Source organism: Azospirillum sp. UENF 211521 (assembly GCF_058780535.1).
In genome coordinates this window covers 2,138,378-2,163,050 of sequence record NZ_JBSNCF010000001.1, presented here as the reverse complement: position 1 = coordinate 2,163,050, position 24,673 = coordinate 2,138,378, and the positions used below count along the sequence as shown (strand labels likewise).

The window sequence follows — 24,673 nt, the reverse complement described above, 5'->3', positions numbered from 1 at the left end:
CCCCTCACCGGGGGAGGGACCTCACTCCAGGAAGTCGCAATGCTTCTCGACATGCGCCGCCAGACCCAGCGTGTGGTCGCGGATCAGGTGTTCGGCCTGGTCGACGTCGCGGCGTTCCAGGGCCTTGATGATTTCCTTGTGGTCGTTGATCGACCGCTCCGCCCGGTTGTCCTGGCCGATGGTCAGCTTGCGGATCGCGCGGATGTGGATGAACAGGTTGTCGGTCATCTCCTGGATCAGCTTGGAACCGCTGAGCCGGATGATGCTCTTGTGGAAGGCGATGTTGGCGTCGGAGTATTCGTTGACATGCTCCTTGGGGTTCCGCATCTCGAAGTTGCGGAACAGGTCCCAGAGGGTGCGGATGTCCTCGTCGGTCGCCTGCGTCGCGACCATCCGCCCGGCCATGCTCTCCAGCGCCGCCCAGACCTGGATCATCTCGACGATCTCGGCCTTGGTCTTGCGGATGACGAAGATGCCCCGGCGGGGCTGGAGGCGGATGAACCCCTCCTGCTCCAGCAGGGTCAGCGCCTCGCGGATCGGCGTCCGGCTGACGCCCAGCAACTCGCTGAGCTGCCGCTCCTCAAGCCGGATCTCGTCGTTATGGTCGTAGATGTCCATTTGCGAGATGGCTTGCTTCAACGCATGATACGCTTGAGCGCGGAAGGTCGATCCGGTGTCGAGCGGCTGGACGTTGATCGGCGGAGGGTTCATGGTCGGCACCGTTCCTCAATGCTGGCCGTCCGGAAGCACCCCACTGTGCGCCGGCCCGGTCGTGCGAAAGGCATCGCATCGTTTTCGTATATAAGATACCAGATGCATATTTCGGACTGAAAAGTCCAGAACCACGATAAGGAAAGGACGGTTTCGTCCGACCCCGATCCTTACGGTTGTCCAGCTTTCAAGGCCTTGAGCAGACCGGACAGGCTGTCCGGAGCCCGCATCACCGCACCCATGACCGCCACTCCGGCGGCTCCCGCGGCCAGACACTCGCCAATATTGCGCGACTCCGCGCCGCCGAGCGCGATGATCGGCAGGGGAGCCTCCGCGGCCAGGCGTCTCAACCCCTCCGTCCCGAGCGGCGGGCCGTAACCCGGCTTGCTTGGCGACGGAAAGACGGGCGACAGCGTGACGTAGTCCGCCCCGCCGGCCGCGGCCCGGCGAATCCCCTCCGCGTCGTGGGCGGACAGCCCGACCAGGGCGCCGGGGCCGAGGCGCTGCCGTGCCGCCGCCACGTCGGCCCCCTCGGGCAGATGGACCCCGTCCGTCCCCGCGGCCAGCGCCAGATCCGGATCGCCATGCAGCGTGACCAGCGCCCCCCAGGGCCGCGCCCGCTCCACCAGCGCATGCGCCAGGGCGATCTGCCGGGAGTCGTCGAGATCCTTCTCGCGCAGCGACAGCCAGCGCAAGCCCCCGGCGAACAGGCGCGCCGCCAGCTCCGGCAGGGGCTGCGCCGCCTGCCGCCGGTCCGTGATCGCCAGGAGGCGGGGACTCGGAATCGCCATCATCCGCTCACGATGACAGCGCCATCGGGACTGTGCAAGTGCAGCATAATTGTCCGAAGCGCCGTGAAGGACTGCCCCATTCGGCGCGATTTCCATCACGCGGAAAGGATTCGCCAACACTTTGCCAATAGCCGCCCTGCTGATGAAAGCTCAATCCAACGCAACAGCGACCCGTTACGCGAGGGAGGAGACCAAGCCATGGCTAGGATGATGGCGATTGAAGCGGCGGTGCATGTCCTGGAAAAAGAAGGCGTGTCCGTTTGCTTTGGCGTCCCCGGAGCGGCCATCAATCCGTTCTACGCGGCGCTGCAACGCAACGGCCGCATCGGCCACGTTCTTGCGCGCCATGTCGAAGGCGCGTCGCATATGGCCGAAGGCTACACGCGCGCCAAGGCCGGCAACATCGGCGTGTGCATCGGCACCTCCGGCCCCGCCGGCACCGACATGATCACGGGCCTCTATTCGGCCTCCGCCGACTCCATTCCGATCCTGTGCATCACCGGCCAGGCGCCGCGCGCCCGCCTGCACAAGGAGGATTTCCAGGCCGTGGACATCCCGTCCATCGCCAAGCCGGTCGCCAAGTGGGCGGTCACCGTGTTGGAGCCGGGGCAGGTCCCCTACGCCTTCCAGCAGGCCTTCCACCTGATGCGCTCCGGCCGACCCGGCCCGGTGCTGCTCGACCTGCCGATCGACGTGCAGATGGCCGAGATCGAGTTCGATCCCGACGCCTACGAGCCGCTGCCCACCTACAAGCCGGCGGCGACCCGCGCCCAGGTGGAGAAGGCGCTGGCCATGCTGAACGCGGCGGAGCGTCCGCTGCTGGTGGCCGGCGGCGGCATCATCAACGCTGACGCCAGCGACCGCCTGGTCGCGTTCGCCGAGGTCGTCGGCCTGCCGGTCATCCCGACCCTGATGGCCTGGGGCGCCATTCCGGACGACCATCCGCTGATGGCCGGCATGGTCGGCCTGCAGACCGCCCACCGCTACGGCAACGCCGCCATGCTGGCGTCGGACTTCGTGCTGGGCATCGGCAACCGCTGGGCCAACCGCCACACCGGCTCGGTCGACGTCTATACCAAGGGCCGCAAGTTCGTGCATGTGGACATCGAGCCGACCCAGATCGGCCGTGTCTTCGCGCCGGACCTGGGCATCGTGTCCGACGCCGGGGCGGCGCTTGACCTCTTCATCGAGGTGGCGAAGGAGTGGAAGGCCGCCGGCAAGCTGCGCGACTGGTCGGAGTGGGTGAAGACCTGCCAGGTCCGCAAGCGCTCCATGCTGCGCCGGTCGGACTTCGCCAACGTGCCGATCAAGCCGCAGCGCGTCTACCAGGAGATGAACACCGCCTTCGGCGAGGACGTCTGCTACGTCTCGACCATCGGCCTGTCGCAGATCGCCGGCGCGCAGTTCCTGCACGTCTACAAGCCGCGCCATTGGATCAATTGCGGTCAGGCCGGCCCGCTCGGCTGGACCCTGCCGGCGGCGCTCGGCGTGCGGGTGGCCGATCCGAAGCGCAAGATCGTCGCGCTGTCCGGCGACTACGACTTCCAGTTCCTGATCGAGGAGCTGGCGGTGGGGGCGCAGTTCAAGCTGCCCTACATCCATGTCCTGGTGAACAACAGCTACCTCGGGCTGATCCGGCAGGCGCAGCGCGCCTTCCAGATGGACTTCCAGGTCCAGCTCTCGTTCGAGAACATCAACGCCCCGGAGATCGGCGTCTACGGCGTGGACCACGTCGCGGTGGCCGAGGGTCTGGGCTGCAAGGCCATCCGCGTCACCGACCCGGACAACCTGCAATCCGCCTTCGCGCAAGCGCAGCAGTGGATGGACGAGTTCCAGGTCCCCGTGGTCGTCGAGGTCATCCTGGAGCGCGTCACCAACATCGCCATGGGCACGGAGATCAACAACATCACCGAGTTCGAGGACGTGCTGGACGTGCCCGCGGACGAGCCGGAGCTGGTGCGGGTCTGATCGGCACGCCGCGCGCCCAAATCCCCTCCCTCGCGCAGCGGGGGAGGGTCAGGGAGGGGGCAAGCGGCCCGACCAGTTCCACGTTCCCGCAGGGTGAAAAAGCGTCATCCCCGCGTTGACGCCCCCACCGTCACCCTTCGATCCTGACCGCCAACCGGCCAAGCCTGCAACGAACATCCGGCCCGAAACGACCATCCGGGAGAGAGACATGCCCAAGTTCGCCGCCAACCTGACGATGCTCTACAACGAGCTGCCCTTCCTCGATCGCTTCGCCGCGGCGGCGAAGGACGGCTTCACCGGCGTCGAGTATCTGTTCCCCTACGCCTTCGAGAAGGACGCGCTTGTCGAGCGTCTGGCCGCCAACCGGCTGACCCAGGTCCTGCACAACCTGCCGGCGGGCGACTGGGACGCGGGCGAGCGCGGCATCGCCATCCTGCCGGACCGCGTGGGCGAGTTCCAGGACGGGGTGGGCCGCGCCATCGAGTACGCCACGGCGCTGGGCTGCAAGCAGATCAACTGCCTCGCCGGCAAGGCCCCGGCGGGCGTGGCGGCGGACGCGCTGGAGCGCACCTTCGTCGACAACCTGTCCTTCGCCGCCAAGGCGCTGAAGCAGGCCGGCATCCGCTTCCTGATCGAGCCGATCAACACCCGCGACATTCCGGGCTTCCACCTGACCAACACCGCGCAGGCGGAACGGATCCTCGAGGCCGTCGGCTCCGACAACCTCTTCATCCAGTACGACGTCTATCACATGCAGATCATGGAGGGCGATCTCGTCCCGACCATGCAGCGCCTGCTGCCGAAGATCGCGCATGTCCAGATCGCCGACAATCCGGGCCGCAACGAGCCGGGCACCGGCGAGATCAACTACCCCTTCGTCTTCGCGGCGCTCGACCGGATCGGCTACGACGGCTGGGTCGGCTGCGAGTACAAGCCGGCCAAGGGGACCAGCGAGGGGCTGGGCTGGATGCGCGCCGCCACCACCGGCGAGACCGTCGCCGCCTGAGGGCCGCCGCCTGAGCGCCACCCCATTTCGACCGCCCGAACACAGAAGATTTGAGGACACAGCCATGAACGTTGGATTCATCGGTCTCGGCATCATGGGCCGCCCCATGGCCGGTCATCTGGCCGACGCCGGCCACACCCTGTTCGTCTACGACATCAACCCGGCCCCGGAAGACCTGCTCGCCAAGGGCGTCACCGCCTGCGGCTCCAGCCGCGAGGTGGCGCAGAAGGCCGACATCGTCTTCACGATGGTGCCCGACACCCCCCATGTGCAGGCCGCCCTGTTCGGCCCGAACGGCGTCGCCGAGGGGCTGTCCGCCGGCAAGATCGTGGTGGACATGTCCTCGATCTCCCCGATCGAGACGAAGGCCTTCGCCCAGCGCATCAACGAGCTGGGCTGCGACTACCTCGACGCCCCGGTGTCCGGCGGTGAGGTCGGCGCCAAGGCCGCCTCGCTGACCATCATGGTCGGCGGTCCGGACAAGGCCTTCGAGACGGTGAAGCCGCTGTTCGAGAAGATGGGCAAGAACATCACGCTGGTCGGCGGCAACGGCGACGGTCAGACGACGAAGGTCGCCAACCAGATCGTCGTCGCCCTGACCATCGAGGCGGTGGGCGAAGCCCTGCTGTTCGCGTCCAAGGCCGGCGCCGATCCGGCGAAGGTCCGTCAGGCCCTGATGGGCGGATTCGCCTCCTCGCGCATCCTCGAGGTGCATGGCGAGCGCATGGTCAAGCGCACCTTCGATCCGGGCTTCCGCATCGAGCTGCACCAGAAGGACCTGAACCTCGCCCTGGCCGGCGCCCGTGCGCTCGGCGTGTCGCTGCCCAACACGGCGACCTGCCAGGAGCTGTTCAACGCCTGCGCCGCCCAGGGCGGCAAGGCGTGGGACCACTCCGGCATGGTCCGCGCGCTGGAGCTGCTCGCCAACCACGAGATCGGCCAGAACCACCGCGTGACCGAACCCGCGGAGTGAGGCTGGAGTACTAGCCCCTTCTCCCCTCTGCTCACGCGCAGACGAAGTCTGCGCTGACGCGACAGGCGGACCTCCGGTCCGCCGAAAGGGGGGAGAGGGTTGGGGTGAGGGGGTTGCGCTGCTGCCGGACGTGCCGCCACGGACATCCCCCTCACCCTCCCCTCTCCCCAGAGGGGAGAGGGTAAACATTGCCCCCCGCGCCAAATTCGTTAGCATTCCCAGCACATGAGGACCGGCGCCGGTGAATGGCGCGGCTCAGGGAAGGGACACAACCAGACCATGACGACCACCGATCCCCGCGCGCTTCTGACCGACATGTTCCGCGCCGCCGTCGCCTCGGCGCAGCCGGCGCTGTGCGTGCCGCCGCACCTTCCGGAACCGCCGAAGGGCCGCACGGTCGTCGTCGGCGCTGGCAAGGCCGCGGCCTCGATGGCGAAGGCGGTGGAGGATCACTGGAAGGGTCCGCTGTCCGGTCTGGTCGTCACCCGCTATGGCCACAACGTGCCCTGCGAGCGGATCGAGGTGGTCGAGGCGTCGCACCCCGTCCCCGACGAGGCCGGCCAGCAGGCGGCGAAGCGCATCCTCGACATCGCCGCCTCGCTCGGCCCCGACGACCTGATGCTCTGCCTGATCTCCGGCGGCGGCTCCGCCCTGCTCGCCCTGCCGGCACCGGGCATCTCGATGGCCGACAAGCAGGCGGTGTCCAAGGCGCTGCTCCGTTCCGGCGCGAACATCACCGAGATGAACTGCGTGCGCAAGCACCTGTCCGCGATCAAGGGCGGGCGGCTGGCCGCCGCGACCAAGGCGCGGGTGGTCTCGCTGGTCATCTCCGACGTGCCGGGCGACGACCTGTCGGTGATCGCCTCCGGCCCCACCGTGCCCGACCCGACCAGCTACGCCGACGCTCTGGCCGTGCTGGAGAAGTACGGGATCACCCCGCCGCAGCCGGTCATGGACCATCTGCTGGCCGGCCGCGACGAGAGCCCGAAGCCGGGCGACCCGCGGCTGGAGCGCGTCAGCACGATCCTCGTCGCCACCCCGCAGATGGCGCTGGAGCGCGCGGCGGAGGTCGCCCGCAAGGCCGGCGTCACCCCGGTCATCCTCGGCAACGCGCTGGAGGGCGAGTCGCGCGAGGTGGCGCTCGTCCATGCCGGCATCGCCCGCCAGATCGTCGAGCACGACCAGCCGGCGGCCAAGCCCTGCGTCCTGCTGTCCGGCGGCGAGACCACGGTGACCGTGCGCGGCAAGGGCCGCGGCGGCCGCAACGCCGAATTCCTGCTGGCCCTGACCGTGGCGCTGGACGGCATGAAGGGCGTCCACGCCCTGGCTGCGGACACCGACGGCATCGACGGCACGGAGGACAACGCCGGCGCCCTGCTCACTCCCGACACGCTGGCCCGCGCCGCCGAGGCCGGCGTCAACGCCAAGGAACGGCTGGCCGACAACGACGGCTACAGCTTCTTCAGCGCGCTCGGCGACCTGCTGGTGACCGGACCGACCCTGACCAACGTCAACGACTTCCGCGCGGTTCTGGTCGTGTAAGCGGTGAGGCGCCGCCGGCCGATTTGATATATCACTTACGGCCAGAGCGGCGCCCGCTCACGAAAATTTGTTGATGACTTCACGGATTATCCGCCACACTCACCGTCAAGGCATCACGAATATGGCGTCTGGCATGCCACAGGCATCCAACCGGACAGCCCCGTTCGAAGGATAAAGCGAAGCGGTCGGGCACCCAACGCACCCCGCGCGCGCCAGGACAAGAACGAGATCGCGGACCATCCGGGAGGAACCATATGCGCCAAACCGGTGCGCAAAGCGCCCTGCCTGTCGGCGGGCGTTGGATGCAGTTGCTTGCCGGCGTCATCTGCATGTCGATGATCGCCAATCTCCAGTACGGGTGGACCCTCTTCGTCGAACCCATCGACGACAAGCACGGCTGGGGCCGTGCGGCCATCCAGGTGGCCTTCACCATCTTCATCGTCACCGAAACATGGCTGGTGCCCGTCGAGGGCTGGTTCGTCGACCGCTTCGGCCCGCGGATCGTCGTGCTGTTCGGCTCGCTGCTCTGCGCCGCCTCCTGGGCGCTGAACGCGGTGGCGGACTCGCTGCTCGTGCTCTACGTCGCGGCGGCCATCGGCGGCATCGGGGCGGGCGCCGTCTACGGCACCTGCGTGGGCAACGCGCTGAAATGGTTCCCCGACCGGCGCGGTCTGGCCGCCGGCATCACCGCGGCGGGCTTCGGAGCGGGTTCCGCCCTGACGGTGGTGCCCATCGCCACGATGATCGAGACCTCGGGCTACGAGGCGACCTTCATGGCCTTCGGGCTGGGCCAGGGTCTGGTGGTCTTCGCGCTCGCCTGGCTGCTGGTCGCCCCGCCCTCCGCTCCCCTCGCCCGCGGCGGCTTCGCCGCCCCGCCCGCACAGCGGCAGTACACGCCGAGCCAGATGGTCCGCACCCCGGTCTTCTGGGTCATGTACGCCATGTTCGTCATGGTGGCCGGCGGCGGGCTGATGGCGACGGCCCAGCTCGGCCCGATCGCCCAGGATTTTGGGCTGGCCCACGCGCCGGTCAGCATCCTCGGCCTGACCCTGCCCGCTTTGACCTTCGCCCTGTCGATCGACCGGGTGCTGAACGGGCTGACCCGCCCCTTCTTCGGCTGGGTGTCCGACCACATCGGGCGCGAGAACACCATGTTCATCGCCTTCGCGATCGAGGCGGTGGGCATCGTCGCGCTCAGCCTCTACGGCCGCGACCCGGTGGCCTTCGTGCTGCTGACCGGTCTTGTCTTCTTCGCCTGGGGCGAAATCTACAGCCTGTTCCCCGCCTGCTGCGCCGACACCTTCGGGTCGAAGTTCGCCGCCAGCAACGCCGGGCTGCTCTACACCGCCAAAGGCACGGCGGCGCTGCTGATCCCCTTCGCCAACATCATCGCCGACGCGACGGGAAGCTGGCACGCGGTCTTCCTGCTGGCCGCCGCGGTCAACGCGCTGGCCGCCGTGCTGGCGCTGTTCGTCCTGCGCCCGATGCGCAACCGCATGGCCGCCGGGTCGCTGGACGCGCGCAGCGGCCGGAGCGTGACGGCAACACCTTGACGCTCTTTTCCCCTTTCCCCCCGCTTGGGGAAGGAGCCGAAGCGAGGGGGCGCCCGCGAGGGCGTCCCCTTTTCGATTCGGGGGTCAGTCCGCCGCCTGCCCCTCCTCCAGATAGATCTCCCCACCCTTGGCGCGGAAGCTCTCCGACATCTCGGCCATGCCGGAGTTGGCGTAGTCCCGCACCTCCTGCGTGATCTTCATCGAGCAGAATTTCGGCCCGCACATCGAACAGAAATGCGCGACCTTCGCCCCCTCCGCCGGCAGGGTCTGGTCATGGAAGCGCTCCGCCGTCTCCGGGTCGAGCGACAGGTGGAACTGGTCGCGCCAGCGGAACTCGAAGCGGGCGCGCGACAGGGCGTCGTCGCGTTCCTGGGCGCCGGGATGGCCCTTGGCGAGGTCGGCGGCGTGGGCGGCGATCTTGTAGGTTACCACGCCCACCTTGACGTCGTCGCGGTCCGGCAGCCCGAGATGCTCCTTCGGCGTGACGTAGCAGAGCATCGCCGTGCCGAACCAGCCGATCATGGCGGCGCCGATGGCGCTGGTGATGTGGTCGTAGCCCGGCGCGATGTCCGTGGTCAGCGGCCCGAGCGTGTAGAAGGGCGCCTCGCCGCACAGCGCCAGCTGCTTGTCGACGTTGGCCTTGATCTTGTGCATGGGCACATGGCCCGGCCCCTCGATCATCACCTGCACGTCGTGCTTCCAGGCGATCTTGGTCAGCTCGCCCAGCGTCTCCAGCTCGGCGAACTGGGCGGCGTCGTTGGCGTCGGCGATGGAGCCGGGACGCAGCCCGTCGCCCAGCGAGAAGGCGACGTCGTACGCCTTCATGATCTCGCAGATCTCCTCGAACCGCTCGTAGAGGAAGCTCTCGCGGTGGTGGGACAGGCACCATTTCGCCATGATCGAGCCGCCGCGCGACACGATGCCGGTGGTGCGCTTCGCGGTCAGCGGGATGTGCGCCAGACGGATGCCGGCGTGGATGGTGAAATAGTCCACCCCCTGCTCCGCCTGCTCGATCAGCGTGTCGCGGAAGATCTCCCAGGTCAAGTCCTCGGCCTTGCCGCCCACCTTCTCCAGCGCCTGATAGATCGGCACGGTGCCGATGGGGACCGGGCTGTTGCGCAGGATCCATTCGCGGGTGGTGTGGATGTTGCGGCCGGTGGACAGGTCCATCACGGTGTCGGCGCCCCAGCGGATCGACCAGACCATCTTGTCGACCTCCTCCCCCACCGAGGACGCGACGGCGGAGTTGCCGATGTTCGCGTTGATCTTGGTGAGGAAGTTGCGGCCGATGATCATCGGCTCCGATTCGGGGTGGTTGATGTTGGACGGGATGATCGCCCGCCCGCGCGCCACCTCGTCGCGGACGAACTCCGGGGTCACATGGTCGGGGATGGAGGCGCCGAAGTCGTCGCCGTCCCGCGCCGCCGCTTCGGCCAGCCGCTGGCGGCCCAGATTCTCGCGGACGGCGATGTACTCCATCTCCGGCGTGACGATGCCGGCGCGGGCGTAGGCCATCTGCGTGACCGTCCGGCCCGGCTTGCCGCGCAGCGGACGGCGCCCTGCGCGGTCGAAGACGGGCACGGCGCGCGTCTCGCCGACGCGAAGCCCGTCGTCCTCCGGACGGACCTCGCGGCCCTCATAGGCCTCGACGTCGCCGCGGGCCTCGATCCAGGAGCGGCGCAGCTCCGCCAGGCCGCGGCGGATGTCGGTCTGCACGGCGGGATCGCTGTAGGGGCCAGAGGTGTCGTAGACGCGCACCGGCGGCTCGCCGCCGCCCACATGGATGTCGCGCATCGCCACGCGCAGGTCGGGGAAGCGCTCCCCGGCCACATGAACCTTGCTGGACGAGGGCAGCGGGCCGGTCGTCACCGAAAAATGGTCGGACGGCGCGGCTTTCTGGGAAGCGGGGGGAAGAGTGTCGGGCATCTGCTGTGGATCTCCATCGCACATAGGATCGTTGGAGACCCGGGTGTGACGGAGCGGCAGAACGGACGACCGGAGCGGTCCCCATAAAGGGGTGCGCGATGGGGTGCGCGTGACCGTGGCCCGTTTGTTCCTGTCCCTACGCCGGTACGACCCGGATCAGGTTCAAAGGGTTCGGCGCCTTACGGCATCATCTCAGCCCCGTGCTATGGGGCTCCCCTTGGAACGTCGCCATGCTGAACCATCCGCCCCACCCACGTCAATGCGATTTAAGTCGCGATTCACGGCGAATCCCACCCGATCAATGCAAGCGACGCGATTCTGGTATCCATTATCTGGTATACAAAATCCTATTGCGCAGCCTGAGCCGGGCCGCTACGATGCATCACAACAACAAAAAGCAACGCCCCCTCCCGAGAGCCCGGAGCCCATCCCATGCTCGAATCCCAATTGATCGCCTTCGTCGCTCTGGCCGGCCTGATGGGCCACGGCCTGACCCTGCTGATGCGGGAGGACGACGAGTGGAATGCCGATCCGCAGGACGAGCAGCCGGATGGCCTCTGGTCGTCGGACCGCTTCAACCAGTCCGGCGAGGGCCACAACCGTCCCTTCTTCCTGGAATGAAAAAAGGCCGCCGCGCGGGGTGCGCGCGGCGGCCGTCATCCGAGATAAAGTCGTCCGAGATACGAAACCTGGAGCTTCGCGGGCCGATCAGTGGCCGGGCTGCACCGCCAGCCCACCCGTGCCCTGCTGGGCGGCGAGTTCGGCGTTTCGGGCATGGTGCTTGCGCAACATGGGCCGCAGGACCGCGATGGCGCAGAAGGCCGCGATGAGGTCCATGGTGGCGCAGATGTAGAGCACGGTCGCCCAGGTGCCGGTGGCCTCCATCAGCAGGTTGCCCAGCGGGACCAGCAGCGCCGCGACGCCCTTGGCGCAGTACAGCACGCCGTAGATCTTCGCCGCATGCTTGGTGCCGAAGGTGTCCGCCGAGGTGGCGCTGAACAGGCTGTACACTTCGCCCCAGGCCAGGAACACCAGACCCGACAGGATCAGGAACATGATCGGGTCGTGGCCGAAGCGGCTGAGCATCAGGATGCCGAGGCCTTCGAAGGTGAAGGCGATGAACATCGTCGCTTCACGGCCGATGTGGTCGGAGACGAAGCCGAACAGCGGACGGGAGATGCCGTTCATCACGCGGTCGAGCATCAGCGCGAAGGGCAGAGCCGCCATGGTGATGCCGAACAGGCTGATCGGGGCTTCCTTCACGCCCAGATCGTGGGCGATCACGCCGAGCTGGGCCACCGCCATCAGACCGCCGGAGACGGTGCAGATGAACATCAGCATCATGACCCAGAACACCGGCGTCTGCAGCGCTTCCTTCAGCGTGTAGTCGCGGCGGGACTGCAGGACCTTGGTCGAGGCCTTGACCTGATCCTTCTGCGGGGCGCGCAGGAAGTAGGCGGCGATGAGGATGATCGTGCCCTGCAGCAGGCCGAACCAGAAGAAGGTCGCCTGATAGCCCGAGGAGTGGATCATGTTGGCGATCGGCAGGATGGTCACGGCCGAACCGGCGCCGTAGCCGCCCGCGGTCAGGCCGACGGCGAGGCCGCGCTTGTCCGGGAACCACTTCAGGGCGCTGTTGACGCAGGTGGCGTAGACGCAGCCGACGCCGATGCCGCCGATGGCCGAACCGACATAGAGCATGCCGAGCGAGCCGGCGTAGCTGTCGACGATCCAGGAGAGGCCGGTCATCACGCCGCCGAAGGCGACGATGGCGCGGGGGCCGTAACGGTCGATGAAGTAGCCTTCGATGGGGGTCAGCCAGGTCTGGACGACGACGAAGACGGTGAAGGCGGTCTGGATCGAAGCGCGGGTCCAGCCATGGGTGGCCTGGATTTCCGGCACGAACAGCGTCCAGGCGTACTGGATGTTGGCCGCGGCCACCATGCAGACGATGCCGACGACAATCTGCATCCAGCGCGCGCCGTCGGAGATGGGCGCCTGCGAGCCGCCGGAACTGTTAAAAGCTGGCCTCTGGGATTCTGTCGATCCAACCATCATTCCCTCCCGTGGGATTGCGACGCTTTGATACCGGGCATGAGGGTCCCCTTGAGCCGGCGAGGCGGTGTCCGAGCGAGCGTCCGCATCGCCGCGTCATGGGCGGCCTTGTTCCGTGCCGATGTGAGTCATGGTTCAATGATGAGCTGGAGAGCCGGTCTCGCCGTCCCTGCGTTCGTGGCGCTCCAGATACGGCATATGGTATGCCAGAGACACGATTGTTGGCAACACGAACTTTTGGCGTGTTGCGCTTTTCATCCAAAAATTTTTCGGGCTTTCGAAAACCGGATCGTCGGCAGGGGTGGCCCCGCCCGAAAGGCGGGACCCGTCGGCACTCTGCGCAATCGCGGAAGGGAGGGGGCGAACGGCCTCAGGCGGCCGCGGAGGCGGCGCGGGACGAGGCGGTGACGGCGAGCGCCGCAATGGCCGCCGCCAGCGGCACGAAGGACACCCACAGCACCGAATCCCAACCGAAGGCGGCCAGCAGCCCGCCCGACGCGAAGGACCCCACCGCCATCGTGCCGAACACGATGAAGTCGTTGAGCGACTGCACCTGGGTCTTCTCCTCCGGCCGATGGCACTCCAGAACGAGGGCGGAGGCTCCGAGGAAGCCGAAGTTCCAGCCGACACCCAGCAGGATCAGGCTGACCCAGAAATGCGTCACGTCGACGCCGCCCAGCCCCACCACGGCGGAGGCGGCGATCAGGCCCAGTCCGGCGAACACGATGCGCGACGCGCCGAACCGCTCGACCAGACGCCCGGTGACGAAGCTCGGGGCGTACATGGCGATGACGTGCCATTGCAGGCCGAGGTTGGACGCCTCCTGCGACAGGCCGCACAGCCGCATCGCCAGCGGGGCGGCCGTCATGATGAAGTTCATCAGAAGATAGGAGACGACTCCGCACAGCGCGGCGGTGATGAATCGCGGCTGGCGCACGATGACGCCGAGCGGGCGGCCTCCGGCGGCCTCGGCGGCGGTTGGCATAGGCAGCCGCACGCCGGCCAGCACCAGCGCGGACAGCGCCGCCACGGCGGCCTGGGCGAGGAAGGTCGCCAGGAACAGGTACGGCGGCCAGACATCCATCGTGAAAGTGACGAGCTGCGGCCCGATGACCCCGGCGAACACCCCCCCAGCCATCACCGCCGACATGGCCCGCGGGCGCCGTTCCGGTTCGACGCAATCGGTCGCGGCAAAGCGGAAGGACAGGACCACGGCGGCGTAGGCGCCGCCGGGAATCATCGACGCGCAGAACAGCCAGAAAGACCCCAAAAGCACCGCCAGGGCGGACAGCAGACCGACGAGCACGCCGCAGCCGGTCCCCACCAGGAAGGCGGCGCGCCGCCCGTGCCGCCGCGCGATGGCCCCGGCGGGAATGGTGCAGACCGCCATGCCCACGACGAAGATGGAGAGCGGCAGCGTGGCGAGTGCCGGGCTCGGCGCCAGCGTGTTCCCGACGATGGCCCCCGTCGCGTAGACGACCACCGCGTTGGCGCCGGCCAGCGCCTGCGCGGTCGCCAGCCGCAGAACGTTCGCCGTCCCGTGAGGGTAAAGGCCCTGTGCATGAGGGGTGGGGTCGGCTTGGCTCATATCGGTGTCCGGGAATCGTTCGGTGACGGTTGCCCCACACCTACTGACCCGCCATCATGAATGAAAATGGTATTTTCTCATGATTGGATGAATGGGGATCATGAATGCTTGACCGCCAGATTCTCGCGATCCTGCGGGAGGTGGATCGGGCGGGCAGCGTCACCGCCGCCGCCGAACGCCTGAACCTCAGCCAGTCGGCGCTGAGCCACACGGTGCGCAAGTTCGAGGAGCGCTGCGGCGTGGAGATTTGGATGAAGAAGGGGCGCAGCCTCCGTTTCACCCAGGCCGGGCAGCATCTTTTGTCGCTGGCGCAGCGCCTGTTGCCGCAGTTCGAGCACGCCGAACGGGCTCTTGCCGACTTCGCGTCGGGGCGCCGCGGGGCCTTCCGGGTGGGCATGGAATGCCATCCCTGCCAGGCTTGGCTGATGCGGATGACCGCCCGCTACCTCACGCAATGGCCGGATGTGGAATTCGAGGTCCGCACCGCCTTCCGCTTCGATGGCCTGGGCGCGTTGCTCGACAACGAGATCGATCTGCTGATCACACCCGACCCCATCGAAACCCCCGACGTGCTGTTCACGCCGGTCTTCGACTATGAGCTGGTCCTCGTGGTCCATGAGACGCATCCGCTTGCCGCGCGCGGCGTGGCGCGGCCCGAGGACCTGCGCGCGGAGGAGCTGATCACCGTCCCGGTCGGCCTGGAGCGGCTGGACGTCTACACCCGCTTCCTCGTCCCGGCGCATTGCCGGCCACTCCGCCACAAGACGGCGGAGACGACCGACCTGATGCTCCAGCTCGTCGCCGCCCGGCGCGGGGTCACCGTCCTGCCGGACTGGCTGGTGCGGGAGGACGGCGCCGGCCTGCCCGTCCGCTGCGTGCGGCTGGGGAACGAAGGGATCGGCAAGAGCATTCATCTCGGCGTCCGCCGCGGCGAGGAGAGCGTGGATTACATCGCCGGCTTCCTTGCCCTCGCGCGGGCACCGGATCAATAAGCAAGTGAGCAAAAAATGGCCGTGCTGTTTCCAGCACGGCCAGTGATTTCGAGAGGCTCGCATAAATGCAGAGCAACAACCCGCCCGATACAAAGGGTGAAGCACCCTGTGCAAGACCAAGATGACTGGTCAGACCACTCGCCGCAATCCCTCATTTTTAGCTTTCCACATTGCGGAAACAGCCCCCTTCCCTGCCCGAATACACAACAAAGAAGACCGCGCCGTTGCCGGCGCGGCCAGTCACTTCGGGGAAACACCACTGCGAAGAAAACAGATCAGCCCTTGAAGACCTTGAGCATGGTGGAACCCAGGCTCGCGGGGCTGTCGGCAACGGCGATGCCGACGGACTTCATGAACTCGATCTTGAAATCCGCGGTGTCGTTGCCGCCGGAGATCACCGCGCCGGCGTGGCCCATGCGGCGGCCCGGAGGCGCGGTGCGTCCGGCGATGAAGCCGACGACCGGCTTCTTGGTCCCGGAGTCGCGGATGAACTCCGCGCCCTTGACCTCGGCGTCGCCGCCGATCTCGCCGATCATGATGATGCCCTCAGTCTCCGGGTCCTTCAGGAACAGCTCCAGGCTGTCCACGAAGTTCGTCCCGTTCACCGGGTCGCCGCCGATGCCGATGCAGGTCGTCTGGCCCAGACCCGCCGCGGTGGTCTGCGCCACCGCCTCGTAGGTCAGCGTGCCCGAGCGCGAGACGATGCCGATCTTGCCGCGCTTGTGGATGTGGCCCGGCATGATGCCGATCTTGCACTCGTCGGGCGTGATGATGCCCGGGCAGTTCGGCCCGATCAGGCGGGTCTTGGAGTTGCCCAGCGCCCGCTTGACGCGCACCATGTCGAGCACCGGGATGCCCTCGGTGATGCACACCACCAGCGGGATCTCGGCGTCGATCGCCTCCAGGATGGCGTCGGCCGCGAAGGGCGGCGGCACATAGATGACGCTGGCGTTGGCGCCGGTCTTCTCGACCGCGTCGGCCACCGTGTCGAAGACCGGCAGGTCGAGGTGCTTGGTGCCGCCCTTGCCCGGGGTGACGCCGCCGACCATCTTGGTGCCGTAGGCGATCGCCTGCTCGGAATGGAAGGTGCCCTGGGCTCCGGTGAAGCCCTGGCAGATCACCTTCGTGTTCTTATCGACGAGAACAGCCATCTTACGCGGCCTCCTTCACGGCCTTGACCACCTTCTCGGCGGCGTCGGCGAGGTTGTCGGCCGAGAGGATCGGCAATCCGGACTCGGCAAGGATCTTCTTGCCCAGCTCGACGTTCGTGCCTTCCAGGCGGACGACCAGAGGCACATGCAGCTTCACGTCGCGGGCCGCCGTGACCACGCCTTCGGCGATGACGTCGCAGCGCATGATGCCGCCGAAGATGTTGACCAGGATTCCGCTCACATTGGGATCGGAGAGGATCAGCTTGAAAGCCGCGGTGACGCGCTCCTTGGTGGCGCCGCCGCCGACATCGAGGAAGTTGGCCGGCTCGCCGCCGTACAGCTTGATGATGTCCATGGTGCCCATCGCCAGGCCGGCGCCGTTGACCATGCAGCCGATGTTGCCGTCCAGCTTGACGTAGTTAAGGTCATGCTTGGCGGCTTCGACCTCGGCCGGGTCCTCCTCGGCGACGTCGCGCAGCTCGGCCACGTTCTTGTGGCGGAACAGGGCGTTGTCGTCGAAGGCCATCTTGGCGTCGAGCGCCAGGATCTCGCCCGAACCGGTGACGATCAGCGGGTTGATCTCGACGATCGCGCAGTCCAGCTCGGTGAAGGCGCGGTACATGGCGGTCAGGAACTTCGCCGCCGCCCCGACCTGCTTGCCTTCGAGGCCGAGGGCGAAGGCAACCTTGCGGGTGTGGTAGCCCTGGATGCCGGTGGCCGGATCGACGGCGACCTTGACGATCTTCTCCGGCGTGTTGTGGGCGACCTCCTCGATCTCCATGCCGCCCTCGGTGGACGCCATGATGGTGACGCGGCCGGTGGCGCGGTCGACGAGCATGCCGAGATACAGCTCGCGCTTGATGTCGGCGCCCTCCTCGACGTAGAGGCGCTTGACCTCGCGGCCGTCCGGGCCGGTCTGCTTGGTGACCAGCACATGGCCCAGCATCTCGGCGGCGTTCTTGCCGACCTCCTCGATGGACTTGACGACGCGGACGCCGCCCTTGCCCTCGGGGTTGTCCTTGAAGCGGCCGGCGCCGCGGCCGCCCGCGTGGATCTGCGACTTCACGACCCACACCGGGCCACCCAGCTCGCGGGCGACGGTCTCGGCCTCCTCGGGAGAGAACGCGACGCCGCCGCGGGGCACCGCGACGCCGTACGTCTTCAGCAGGCCCTTGGCCTGATACTCATGGATGTTCATGGCTGTCTTCGGGTGTTTAAAATGGAAGGGTGCGGGGCGCAGGCCGGCATCGGCGCTGACGCTTTCCGCGCCGGCACCCTGCGTCCTGTGCTGAATCCGTGGAAGAATAACGGTGTGAGCCTGCGGCTCACCGGATGTGTGCGTCAACGCCCCCGCTCTTCGGGACTGCGTGCGCCTGTTATCCGTGCTGCATGGAGCGGGCGTCCCGTCGGGACGCCCCTGCCACGGCTGTCTTTACTCGGCGGCCATGCGGGGAACGACCAGCCCCAGCGCGCCGCTGTCGCGGACCTCGCCGATGCGGCGTTCGTCGAAGCCGAGCACCTCGCGCAGGATCTCGTCGGTGTGCTCGCCCAGCAGCGGGGAGCGGGTGACCTCGGTCGGGCTGTCCGACAGCTTGATCGGGTTGCCGACCGTCAGGTACTTGCCGCGCGTCGGGTGATCGACCTCGACGATGGTGCCGGTCTCGCGCAGCGACTGGTCCTCCGCCAGCTCCTTCATCGACAGGATGGGGCCGCAGGGGATGTCGTACTTGTTCAGGATCTCCATGACCTCGAACTTCGTCTTGGTCATGGTCCATTCTTCGACGGTCGCGAAGATGTCCTTCAGGCGCGGCAGGCGCGCGGCGGGCGTCGCGTAATCCGGATCGGTGACCCACTCCGGCTTGCCGATGACGTCGCAGATCTTCGCCCAGACCGGCGCCTGGGTGATGAAGTAGATGTAGGCGTTGGGATCGGTCTCCCAGCCCTTGCACTTCAGGATCCAGCCCGGCTGGCCGCCGCCCGAGGCGTTGCCGGCGCGCGGCACGGTGTCGCCGAACTCGCCGTTCGGGTACTGCGGGTACTCTTTCAGCGGGCCGCGCTCCAGCCGCTGCTGGTCGCGCAGCTTGACGCGGCAGAGGTTCAGCACGGCGTCCTGCATGGCCGCCAGCACCTTCTGGCCGCGCCCGGTCTGGGTGCGCTGGTAGAGCGCCGTCACGATGCCCAGCGCCAGATGCAGGCCGGTGCCGCTGTCGCCGATCTGGGCGCCGGTGACCATCGGCGGGCCGTCGTCGAAGCCGGTCGTCGAGGCCGAGCCGCCGGCGCACTGCGCGACGTTCTCATAGACCTTGCAGTCCTCGTACGGGCCGGGGCCGAAGCCCTTGACCGAGGCGACGATGATGCGGGGGTTCAGCTCCTGGATGCGCTCCCAGGTCAGGCCCATGCGCTCGAGAACGCCGGGGGCGAAATTCTCGACCATCACGTCGCAGATGCGCACCAGATCCTCCAGGACGCGCTTGCCGTCCGGGTTCTTGGTGTCCAGCGTGATGGACCGCTTGTTGTGGTTGAGCATGGTGAAGTAGAGGCTGTCGGCCTCGGGCACGTCACGCAGCTGGCCGCGCGTGATGTCGCCCTCGCCCGGACGCTCGACCTTGATGACGTCGGCGCCGAACCACGCCAGAAGCTGCGTGCAGGTCGGACCCGACTGAACGTGGGTAAAGTCCAGAACCCGCACGCCTTCAAGAGCTTTTCCCATCGTCGTTCCTCCCGGTGGTGCTCTGTGTCTGAAAAGGGCGGCCCCCCCTCGCTGGCAGGGCCGCCCGGCCTGGAACCGGAGAACCGGCGTCCTTGGTTACCGCTCGATCGTCAGGTCTTTGGCCCCTTGCGGACGGCGCTGGTGGGGTTGAGGCTGCCGATGTTGCCGCTCTCCGACCCGGCGTTGGGGTCGATCACCGCGTTGATCAGCGTCGGCCGGCCGCTGTCCATCGCCGCGCTGACCGCGCGGTACAGCTCGTCCGGCGTCGTCACGTTGACGCCATCGCCGCCGAAGGCCTCCATCATCTTGTCGTAGCGCGAGTCCGGAACGAAGACCATCGGCGACGGGTCCGACCCGCCCGTCGGGTTCACGTCCGTCCCCTTGTAGATGCCGTTGTTGTTGAACACCACGATGCACACCGGCAGGTTGTAGCGGCAGATCGTCTCCACCTCCATCCCCGAGAAGCCGAAGGCGCTGTCGCCTTCCACCGCCAGAACCGGCTTGCCCGACTCCACCGCAGCGGCCACCGCGAAGCCCATGCCGATGCCCATCACGCCCCAGGTCCCGACGTCCAGGCGCTTGCGCGGCTGGTGCATGTCGATGATCCCGCGCGCCAGGTCCAGCGTGTTGGCCCCCTCGTTCACCAGCAGAGCGTCGGGCCGCTCCTGCACCACCCGGCGCAGCGCGCCCAGCGCGCCGTGGAAGTTCATCGGCGAGGCGTTGCTCATCAGCTTGGGCGCCATCTTGGCGATGTTCGCCTCCTTGCGCGCCGACACCGCCCCCGTCCACTCCGCCGGCGGCGGCGTCCAGCCCTTGGCCATGCCCGCCGTCAGCGCCGACACGCACGACCCGATGTCGCCGACCAGCGGCGCCACGATCGCCACGTTGCTGTCCATCTCGCGCGGCTCGATGTCGATCTGGATGAAGGTCTTCGACCCCGGCTCGCCCCAGGTCTTGCCCTTGCCGTGCGACAGCAGCCAGTTCAGACGCGCGCCGACCAGCACCACCACGTCGGCGTCCTTCAGCACCATCGAGCGCGCCGCCCCCGCCGACTGCGGGTGGGTGTCGGGCAGCAGGCCCTTGGCCATGCTCATCGGCAGGAACGGGATGCCCGACTTCTCGACCAGCTCGCGCACCGCCTCGTCGGCCTGGGCGTAGGCCGCGCCCTTGCCCAGGATGATCAGCGGCCGCTTGGCGCCCTTCAGCACCTCCAGGGCGCGCGACACCGAGTCCGGCGAGGGCAGCTGCGCCGGGGCGGCGTCGACCACCTTGACCAGCGAGCGGGCGCCCTCGGCGGCGTCCATCACCTGCGAGAACAGCTTGGCCGGCAGGTCGAGGTAGACGCCGCCCGGACGGCCCGACACCGCGGCGCGGATCGCGCGGGCCACGGCGATGCCGATGTCCTGGGCGTGCAGCACGCGGAAGGCCGCCTTGCACAGCGGCTTGGCGATGGCCAGCTGGTCCATCTCCTCGTAGTCGCCCTGCTGCAGGTCGACGATCTCACGCTCCGACGAGCCGGAGATCAGGATCATCGGGAAGCAGTTGGTGGTGGCGTTGGCCAGCGCGGTCAGGCCGTTGAGGAAGCCCGGCGCCGAGACGGTCATGCACACGCCCGGCTTCTTGGTCAGGAAGCCGGCGATCGCCGCGGCGTTGCCGGCGTTCTGCTCGTGGCGGAAGGAGATGACCCGCAGCCCCTCGCCCTGGGCCATGCGCAGCAGGTCGGAAATCGGGATGCCCGGCACAACGTAGAGGTTCTCGATGCCGTTGAGCTTGAGGGCATCGATGACGAGCTGGAAACCATCCGTCAGCGCCGGTTCCGCATCGGTGGCGGCCGTGGCTTGGTTGTTGAGGACTGTGACGGCTGACATAAGGGTTACTCCTCCCCAACTCTTATTAGGTTCACGATCGGTCAATCGAGAAAATCGCAGTGCTGTTCGACATGGCGGGCCAGCCCCAGCGTGTGCTCGCGCACCCGCCGCTCGGCCAGGTCGGCGTCGCGCCGGGTCAGGGCGTCGATGATGTCGCGGTGCTCGACGATGGACGTCTCGGCCCGGCCGCCGCGGCGCATGGTGACGCGGCGGATGGCCCGCATGTGGATGAAGAAGCGGTCGGTCAGGTCGGCGATGAGCGTGCAGCCCGAGGCCTGGATGATCGACTGGTGGAAGGCGACGTTGGCGTCGGAATACTCCAGCACGTGATCGGCCAGCTCGCCTTCGGCGAAGCGGTCGAAGGTCTCGTGCAGGTCGGCCATGCCGCGCTCGTCGGCGCGCTCGACGAAGAGGCGGGCGGCCATGCCCTCCAGGGCCGCGCAGACGGTGATCATCTCGATGATCTCCGCCTTGGTCTTGCGCACCACGAAGATGCCGCGCCGGGGCATGGAGCGGATGAAGCCCTCCTGCTCCAGCAGCGCCATGGCCTCGCGCACCGGGGTGCGGCTGACGCCCAGCGCCTCGCAGAGCTGACGCTCGTCGAGGCGGATCTCGCTCGGCCCGCCGTAGATGTCCATCTGGGTGATGGCTTGGCGCAGCGACTGGTAGGCCTTGGCCTTGAAGCTCATCCCCTGATCGAGGGGTGCGACCGAGAAACTCATCGTCTGCATGGCTGTTCCCGTCCCTGACTCTTCTTTCCCCTTCACGTTGGAAGGGCCCCCGGCTGAAGGGGTTTGGGCCGCGGTTTCGTTGCCCCGGAGAAGGGAAGCGGCTTGGATTGGTGATACGGTATACCAGATACCACTAGCCCGCAAGCGATTATGTTCGCTCAGCGAACTGTTTCACGAACGCACTTGGAATTGGGGGGAATGTCGCGTCGGAGTTGCGGCGCGTTTGGGAGCTTTTGGAGGCAAACGCCCCCGCTGCCGGCGCGTCGATGACGCGACCGCCCCGCCGTCGCCGCCGTTGGACGGCGCTCGGTCGACCGGGGATTCCTCCAAGGGAGGCTCCGAGGATGAAAGCGCGATCGCGGGCCCCGGTTACCCGGCGTTCTCCACCAGGAAGCGCTGGAAGGCATCCACGTCCAGCGGACGGCTGATCAGGAAGCCCTGGATGCGCGTGCAGCGCTGGCGGCGCAGCATGTCCGCCTGCTCCTCCGTCTCCACCCCTTCGGCGATGGTGTCGAAGCCCAGGCTGTCGGCGAGGTTCACGATGGTGTTGACGATGGCCGGGTCGGTCGAGGACTGCACGATGTCGCGGACGAAGCTGCGGTCGATCTTCAGCGTGTTGATCGGGAACCGCTTCAGATAGGCCAGGGAGGAATAGCCGGTCCCGAAATCGTCGATGGACAGGCGGATGCCGATCCCCTTCAGCCCGTGCAGGATGGTCACCGCCTTCTCGATGTCGCCGATCATGGCGCCCTCGGTCAGCTCCAGTTCCAGCCGTTCGGGCGGCACGCCGCTGCGGTCCACCACGTCGCGGACGAAATTCACCAGACGCGCGTCCTGGAACTGGCGCGGCGACAGGTTGACCGACACCGACGCGATGTCCAGCCCGGCGGCCAGCCAGCCGGCCAGCCGGCCGCAGGCCTCCCTCAGGGTCCAGGCGCCGATTTCCCAGATCAGCCCCGTCTCCTCGGCCAGCGGGATGAACTCCGCCGGACTGACGAGGCCGCGGACCGGATGGCGCCAGCGGATCAGCGCCTCCGCCCCGATCACCCGGTGGAAGCCGCGGCGCGGCATGTCCACCTTGGGCTGGAAATGCAGCTCGAACTCCTCGCCGGTCGCGGCGGCGCGGCGCAGGTCGCTTTCCAGCCCCAGCGTGAAGCCGGTGCGCTCGCGCATGCCCGCCTCGTAGAAGACGAACTTGCACTCCGGGTTGCGCTTGGCGTGGTACATGGCGAGGTCGGCGTTGCGCAGGAGCTGGTCCGCCGTCTCGCCGTCGTCCGGGAAGAAGGCGACGCCGATCGAGGCGCCGCAGAAGAGTTCCTGATTGTGGACGGCGAAGGGCTCGCCCATCGAGTAGAGCACCTTCTCGACCAGCCGGGCGCCGGCGGCGCGGTCCACCGCGTCGGGCGCCACGATCAGGAACTCGTCGCCGCCCAGCCGGCCCACCGTGTCGGACACGCGGGTGCAGTTGCGCAGCCGCTTGGCCACCAGCTTCAGCAGGTCGTCGCCGGCGTGGTGGCCCAGCGTGTCGTTCACCTGCTTGAAGCGGTTGAGGTCGAGGAAGGCCACGGCGACCTTGGTGCGCATGCGCTGGGCGCGCACGATCGCCTCCTCCAGCCGCTCGCAGACCAGCCAGCGGTTGGGCAGGTCGGTCAGCCGGTCGAAGCTGGCCTGGTAGCGGATCTGGTGTTCCTGGTACTTGCGCTGGCTGATGTCGGCGAGCGTCAGCACGTAATGCTCCAGCACCCCGCCCGGCGCGCGCACCGCCGTGACCGACAGCGAGGCCGCGAAGGCGTCGCCGGAATGGCGGAAGCTGGTCACCTCGCCCTGCCAGCGGCCTTCCGTGCGGGCGGTGCGCCAGATGTCCTCGATGAAGGCGCGCTCGTGCGAGCCGGGGGCGAAGATCACCAGCGGGCGGTGGAGGAGCGCCTCGCGCTGGAAATCGGTCATCACCTCGTAGGCCGGGTTGACCGCCTGCACCGACAGGTCGGGGTCCACGATCAGGATGCCGTCGGCCACGCTGTCGAAGACGGTGGCGAGCAGCCGGATCTTCTCCTCGTGCTGCTTGCGCTCGGTGATGTCCTGGACGGTGCCTTCGTAATAGCGGATGCGGCCCTGCGGGTCGCGCACGCAGCGCGCGTTCTCCGAAATCCAGATGATCGAGCCGTCGTTGCGGAAGACCCGCGCCTCGAAGCTCTGCACCACGTCGCGCTCGGCCATCAGGCGGGCGAAGGCCTCGCGCTTGCCGGGATCGACGTAGAGCTGGCCGGCGATGTCCGTCAGGTTGTCGATCAGGTCGTCCGGCGAGCGGTAGCCGTAGATCCGCGCCAGCGCCGGGTTGACCCGCAAGTAACGCCCGTCCACCGTGGTCTGGTAGATGCCCTCGACCGCGTTCTCGAAAATACTTCTGTACTGCTCTTCCGTCTCTTGGCTCATGGATCGGGCCTCATCTGGCGCGAGAGCGTTGGCCTCTGGAAAAAGCATGCGGAGGACCTGAACGGGCAATTGCGATGGACGCCTCTTTTGCGCCGCAAAAAAGTAGAGGGCGGATCGCGACGCGCGTCAAGGCGGTTCGTTCTATATTTTTCACAATTGCAACAAAAGAAGCATATGACCGCCGCCGCCCACACGTTGCATCGTCGCAGCGTCGGGTGGCGGAAAGGCCACAGAATCACCTCGAATCACCGGCTCGGACCGCCGGCGAACAAAAAGGGCCGGATCGCTCCGGCCCTCGCTGCGTGCGGGATTTCCGCCCTGTAAGAGGCGCCGCCGGGGTTAGTGCCCGTGCGTGCCCGTCTTCGCGCCTTCCTTCAGGACGAAGTGGCGCGAGCAGTAGGGGCACTCGACCTTCCCCTCGGCGCTCAGCGTCAGATAGACCAGCGGGTGGCCGAGCGCGCCACCACCACCGTCGCATCCGACGGTCAGAGTCTCGACTTCGATCGTTTCAATTGGCTGCATGGCAGACATCCTCCGCTTTGACACACGCGCGCGTTAACGCCATCGTTAAGATGCCCACCGAATGAGGCACGCGCGCGGGGTCGGATCATACCCAACGCGCCGGACGGATCAAGTGATTGGACAGTGATCGACCCCGGGGGTTCGGACTCGGGG

General features: G+C 67.5%; 19 protein-coding genes and 1 riboswitch. Of the genes, 7 read left to right on the top strand and 12 right to left on the bottom strand.

Features of this window, described 5'->3' with window-relative positions; all coding sequences use genetic code 11:
• Positions 1–21: 21 nt before the first annotated feature.
• Together ACWPN5_RS10090 and ACWPN5_RS10085 are read right to left on the bottom strand one after the other, a co-directional pair.
• Complete coding sequence (locus ACWPN5_RS10090; protein ID WP_114859145.1) at positions 22–711, bottom strand: GntR family transcriptional regulator; 690 nt, start codon at positions 709–711, stop codon at positions 22–24.
• 170 nt (positions 712–881) lie between these two features.
• Entirely contained in the window at positions 882–1,505 is a 624-nt protein-coding gene (locus ACWPN5_RS10085; RefSeq protein WP_145690132.1) for a thiamine phosphate synthase, read from the bottom strand.
• Positions 1,506–1,700: 195 nt separating this feature from the next.
• On the opposite strand from ACWPN5_RS10085, the gene gcl reads away from it, so the two are divergent.
• The 5 genes from gcl (at position 1,701) to oxlT (ACWPN5_RS10060) (ending at position 8,544) form a co-directional block, all read left to right on the top strand.
• Positions 1,701–3,470, top strand: coding sequence for a glyoxylate carboligase (gene gcl, locus ACWPN5_RS10080; RefSeq protein WP_145690133.1), 1,770 nt, complete (start codon positions 1,701–1,703; stop codon positions 3,468–3,470).
• Positions 3,471–3,678: 208 nt separating this feature from the next.
• On the top strand, positions 3,679–4,476 hold the full coding sequence (hyi, locus tag ACWPN5_RS10075) for a hydroxypyruvate isomerase (protein ID WP_145690134.1): 798 nt from the start codon (positions 3,679–3,681) through the stop codon (positions 4,474–4,476).
• A gap of 10 nt (positions 4,477–4,486) precedes the next feature.
• Complete coding sequence (glxR, locus tag ACWPN5_RS10070; protein WP_247888519.1) at positions 4,487–5,449, top strand: 2-hydroxy-3-oxopropionate reductase; 963 nt, start codon at positions 4,487–4,489, stop codon at positions 5,447–5,449.
• Between the two features lie 279 nt (positions 5,450–5,728).
• Complete coding sequence (locus ACWPN5_RS10065) at positions 5,729–6,991, top strand: glycerate kinase type-2 family protein (protein ID WP_145690136.1); 1,263 nt, start codon at positions 5,729–5,731, stop codon at positions 6,989–6,991.
• A gap of 254 nt (positions 6,992–7,245) precedes the next feature.
• Positions 7,246–8,544, top strand: a complete 1,299-nt coding sequence (gene oxlT, locus ACWPN5_RS10060) for an oxalate/formate MFS antiporter (RefSeq protein WP_492295340.1) — start codon at positions 7,246–7,248, stop codon at positions 8,542–8,544.
• An 84-nt stretch (positions 8,545–8,628) separates the two neighbouring features.
• On the opposite strand, the gene thiC is transcribed toward oxlT (ACWPN5_RS10060), so the two are convergent.
• Positions 8,629–10,470 carry a phosphomethylpyrimidine synthase ThiC gene (gene thiC, locus ACWPN5_RS10055; protein WP_200479137.1) on the bottom strand — a complete coding sequence of 614 codons (1,842 nt, stop codon included), beginning with the start codon at positions 10,468–10,470 and terminating at the stop codon, positions 8,629–8,631.
• A gap of 115 nt (positions 10,471–10,585) precedes the next feature.
• A riboswitch (TPP riboswitch) is annotated at positions 10,586–10,698 on the bottom strand.
• Positions 10,699–10,902: 204 nt separating this feature from the next.
• Here thiC and ACWPN5_RS10050 point away from each other — a divergent pair.
• Positions 10,903–11,091, top strand: a complete 189-nt coding sequence (locus ACWPN5_RS10050; RefSeq protein WP_114861944.1) for a hypothetical protein — start codon at positions 10,903–10,905, stop codon at positions 11,089–11,091.
• Between the two features lie 87 nt (positions 11,092–11,178).
• Here the strand turns inward: ACWPN5_RS10050 and oxlT (ACWPN5_RS10045) are convergent, their stop codons facing one another.
• Together oxlT (ACWPN5_RS10045) and ACWPN5_RS10040 are read right to left on the bottom strand one after the other, a co-directional pair.
• The gene (oxlT, locus tag ACWPN5_RS10045; protein ID WP_145690150.1) at positions 11,179–12,441 is read right to left on the bottom strand and encodes an oxalate/formate MFS antiporter; all 1,263 of its coding nucleotides are present in this window, start codon (positions 12,439–12,441) and stop codon (positions 11,179–11,181) included.
• A gap of 454 nt (positions 12,442–12,895) precedes the next feature.
• Positions 12,896–14,113 carry an MFS transporter gene (locus ACWPN5_RS10040; protein WP_492295339.1) on the bottom strand — a complete coding sequence of 406 codons (1,218 nt, stop codon included), beginning with the start codon at positions 14,111–14,113 and terminating at the stop codon, positions 12,896–12,898.
• Positions 14,114–14,217: 104 nt separating this feature from the next.
• Between ACWPN5_RS10040 and ACWPN5_RS10035 the strand changes: the two genes are divergently transcribed.
• A complete protein-coding gene (locus ACWPN5_RS10035) occupies positions 14,218–15,105 on the top strand; it encodes a LysR family transcriptional regulator (protein WP_145690141.1) in 888 nt (295 codons plus the stop codon).
• Between the two features lie 275 nt (positions 15,106–15,380).
• Here ACWPN5_RS10035 and sucD read toward each other — a convergent pair whose 3' ends face one another.
• The 7 genes from sucD to ACWPN5_RS10000 form a co-directional block, all read right to left on the bottom strand.
• The gene (sucD, locus tag ACWPN5_RS10030; RefSeq protein WP_014241630.1) at positions 15,381–16,256 is read right to left on the bottom strand and encodes a succinate--CoA ligase subunit alpha; all 876 of its coding nucleotides are present in this window, start codon (positions 16,254–16,256) and stop codon (positions 15,381–15,383) included.
• A gap of 1 nt (position 16,257) precedes the next feature.
• Positions 16,258–17,454, bottom strand: a complete 1,197-nt coding sequence (gene sucC / locus ACWPN5_RS10025) for an ADP-forming succinate--CoA ligase subunit beta (RefSeq protein ID WP_492295338.1) — start codon at positions 17,452–17,454, stop codon at positions 16,258–16,260.
• Between the two features lie 234 nt (positions 17,455–17,688).
• Positions 17,689–18,966: a formyl-CoA transferase gene (frc, locus tag ACWPN5_RS10020; RefSeq protein ID WP_114862152.1), complete on the bottom strand. Its 1,278-nt coding sequence runs from the start codon at positions 18,964–18,966 to the stop codon at positions 17,689–17,691.
• Between the two features lie 110 nt (positions 18,967–19,076).
• Complete coding sequence (oxc, locus tag ACWPN5_RS10015; RefSeq protein ID WP_492295337.1) at positions 19,077–20,834, bottom strand: oxalyl-CoA decarboxylase; 1,758 nt, start codon at positions 20,832–20,834, stop codon at positions 19,077–19,079.
• Positions 20,835–20,875: 41 nt separating this feature from the next.
• Positions 20,876–21,565 carry a GntR family transcriptional regulator gene (locus ACWPN5_RS10010; RefSeq protein WP_035673347.1) on the bottom strand — a complete coding sequence of 230 codons (690 nt, stop codon included), beginning with the start codon at positions 21,563–21,565 and terminating at the stop codon, positions 20,876–20,878.
• Positions 21,566–21,934: 369 nt separating this feature from the next.
• Entirely contained in the window at positions 21,935–23,998 is a 2,064-nt protein-coding gene (locus tag ACWPN5_RS10005) for a putative bifunctional diguanylate cyclase/phosphodiesterase (protein ID WP_492295336.1), read from the bottom strand.
• Between the two features lie 339 nt (positions 23,999–24,337).
• Entirely contained in the window at positions 24,338–24,529 is a 192-nt protein-coding gene (locus ACWPN5_RS10000) for a zinc-finger domain-containing protein (RefSeq protein WP_079285642.1), read from the bottom strand.
• Positions 24,530–24,673: the final 144 nt, after the last annotated feature.

Bases quoted from the DNA above. Each gene is read 5' to 3' on its own strand.
- ACWPN5_RS10090 (WP_114859145.1), bottom strand. From the start codon at position 711: ATGAACCCTCCGCCGATCAACGTCCAGCCGCTCGACACCGGATCGACC.
- ACWPN5_RS10085 (WP_145690132.1), bottom strand. From the start codon at position 1,505: ATGATGGCGATTCCGAGTCCCCGCCTCCTGGCGATCACGGACCGGCGG.
- gcl (WP_145690133.1), top strand. From the start codon at position 1,701: ATGGCTAGGATGATGGCGATTGAAGCGGCGGTGCATGTCCTGGAAAAA.
- hyi (WP_145690134.1), top strand. From the start codon at position 3,679: ATGCCCAAGTTCGCCGCCAACCTGACGATGCTCTACAACGAGCTGCCC.
- ACWPN5_RS10065 (WP_145690136.1), top strand. From the start codon at position 5,729: ATGACGACCACCGATCCCCGCGCGCTTCTGACCGACATGTTCCGCGCC.
- oxlT (WP_492295340.1), top strand. From the start codon at position 7,246: ATGCGCCAAACCGGTGCGCAAAGCGCCCTGCCTGTCGGCGGGCGTTGG.
- thiC (WP_200479137.1), bottom strand. From the start codon at position 10,470: ATGCCCGACACTCTTCCCCCCGCTTCCCAGAAAGCCGCGCCGTCCGAC.
- ACWPN5_RS10050 (WP_114861944.1), top strand. From the start codon at position 10,903: ATGCTCGAATCCCAATTGATCGCCTTCGTCGCTCTGGCCGGCCTGATG.
- oxlT (WP_145690150.1), bottom strand. From the start codon at position 12,441: ATGCAGATTGTCGTCGGCATCGTCTGCATGGTGGCCGCGGCCAACATC.
- ACWPN5_RS10040 (WP_492295339.1), bottom strand. From the start codon at position 14,113: ATGAGCCAAGCCGACCCCACCCCTCATGCACAGGGCCTTTACCCTCAC.
- ACWPN5_RS10035 (WP_145690141.1), top strand. From the start codon at position 14,218: ATGCTTGACCGCCAGATTCTCGCGATCCTGCGGGAGGTGGATCGGGCG.
- sucD (WP_014241630.1), bottom strand. From the start codon at position 16,256: ATGGCTGTTCTCGTCGATAAGAACACGAAGGTGATCTGCCAGGGCTTC.
- sucC (WP_492295338.1), bottom strand. From the start codon at position 17,454: ATGAACATCCATGAGTATCAGGCCAAGGGCCTGCTGAAGACGTACGGC.
- frc (WP_114862152.1), bottom strand. From the start codon at position 18,966: ATGGGAAAAGCTCTTGAAGGCGTGCGGGTTCTGGACTTTACCCACGTT.
- oxc (WP_492295337.1), bottom strand. From the start codon at position 20,834: ATGTCAGCCGTCACAGTCCTCAACAACCAAGCCACGGCCGCCACCGAT.
- ACWPN5_RS10010 (WP_035673347.1), bottom strand. From the start codon at position 21,565: ATGCAGACGATGAGTTTCTCGGTCGCACCCCTCGATCAGGGGATGAGC.
- ACWPN5_RS10005 (WP_492295336.1), bottom strand. From the start codon at position 23,998: ATGAGCCAAGAGACGGAAGAGCAGTACAGAAGTATTTTCGAGAACGCG.
- ACWPN5_RS10000 (WP_079285642.1), bottom strand. From the start codon at position 24,529: ATGTCTGCCATGCAGCCAATTGAAACGATCGAAGTCGAGACTCTGACC.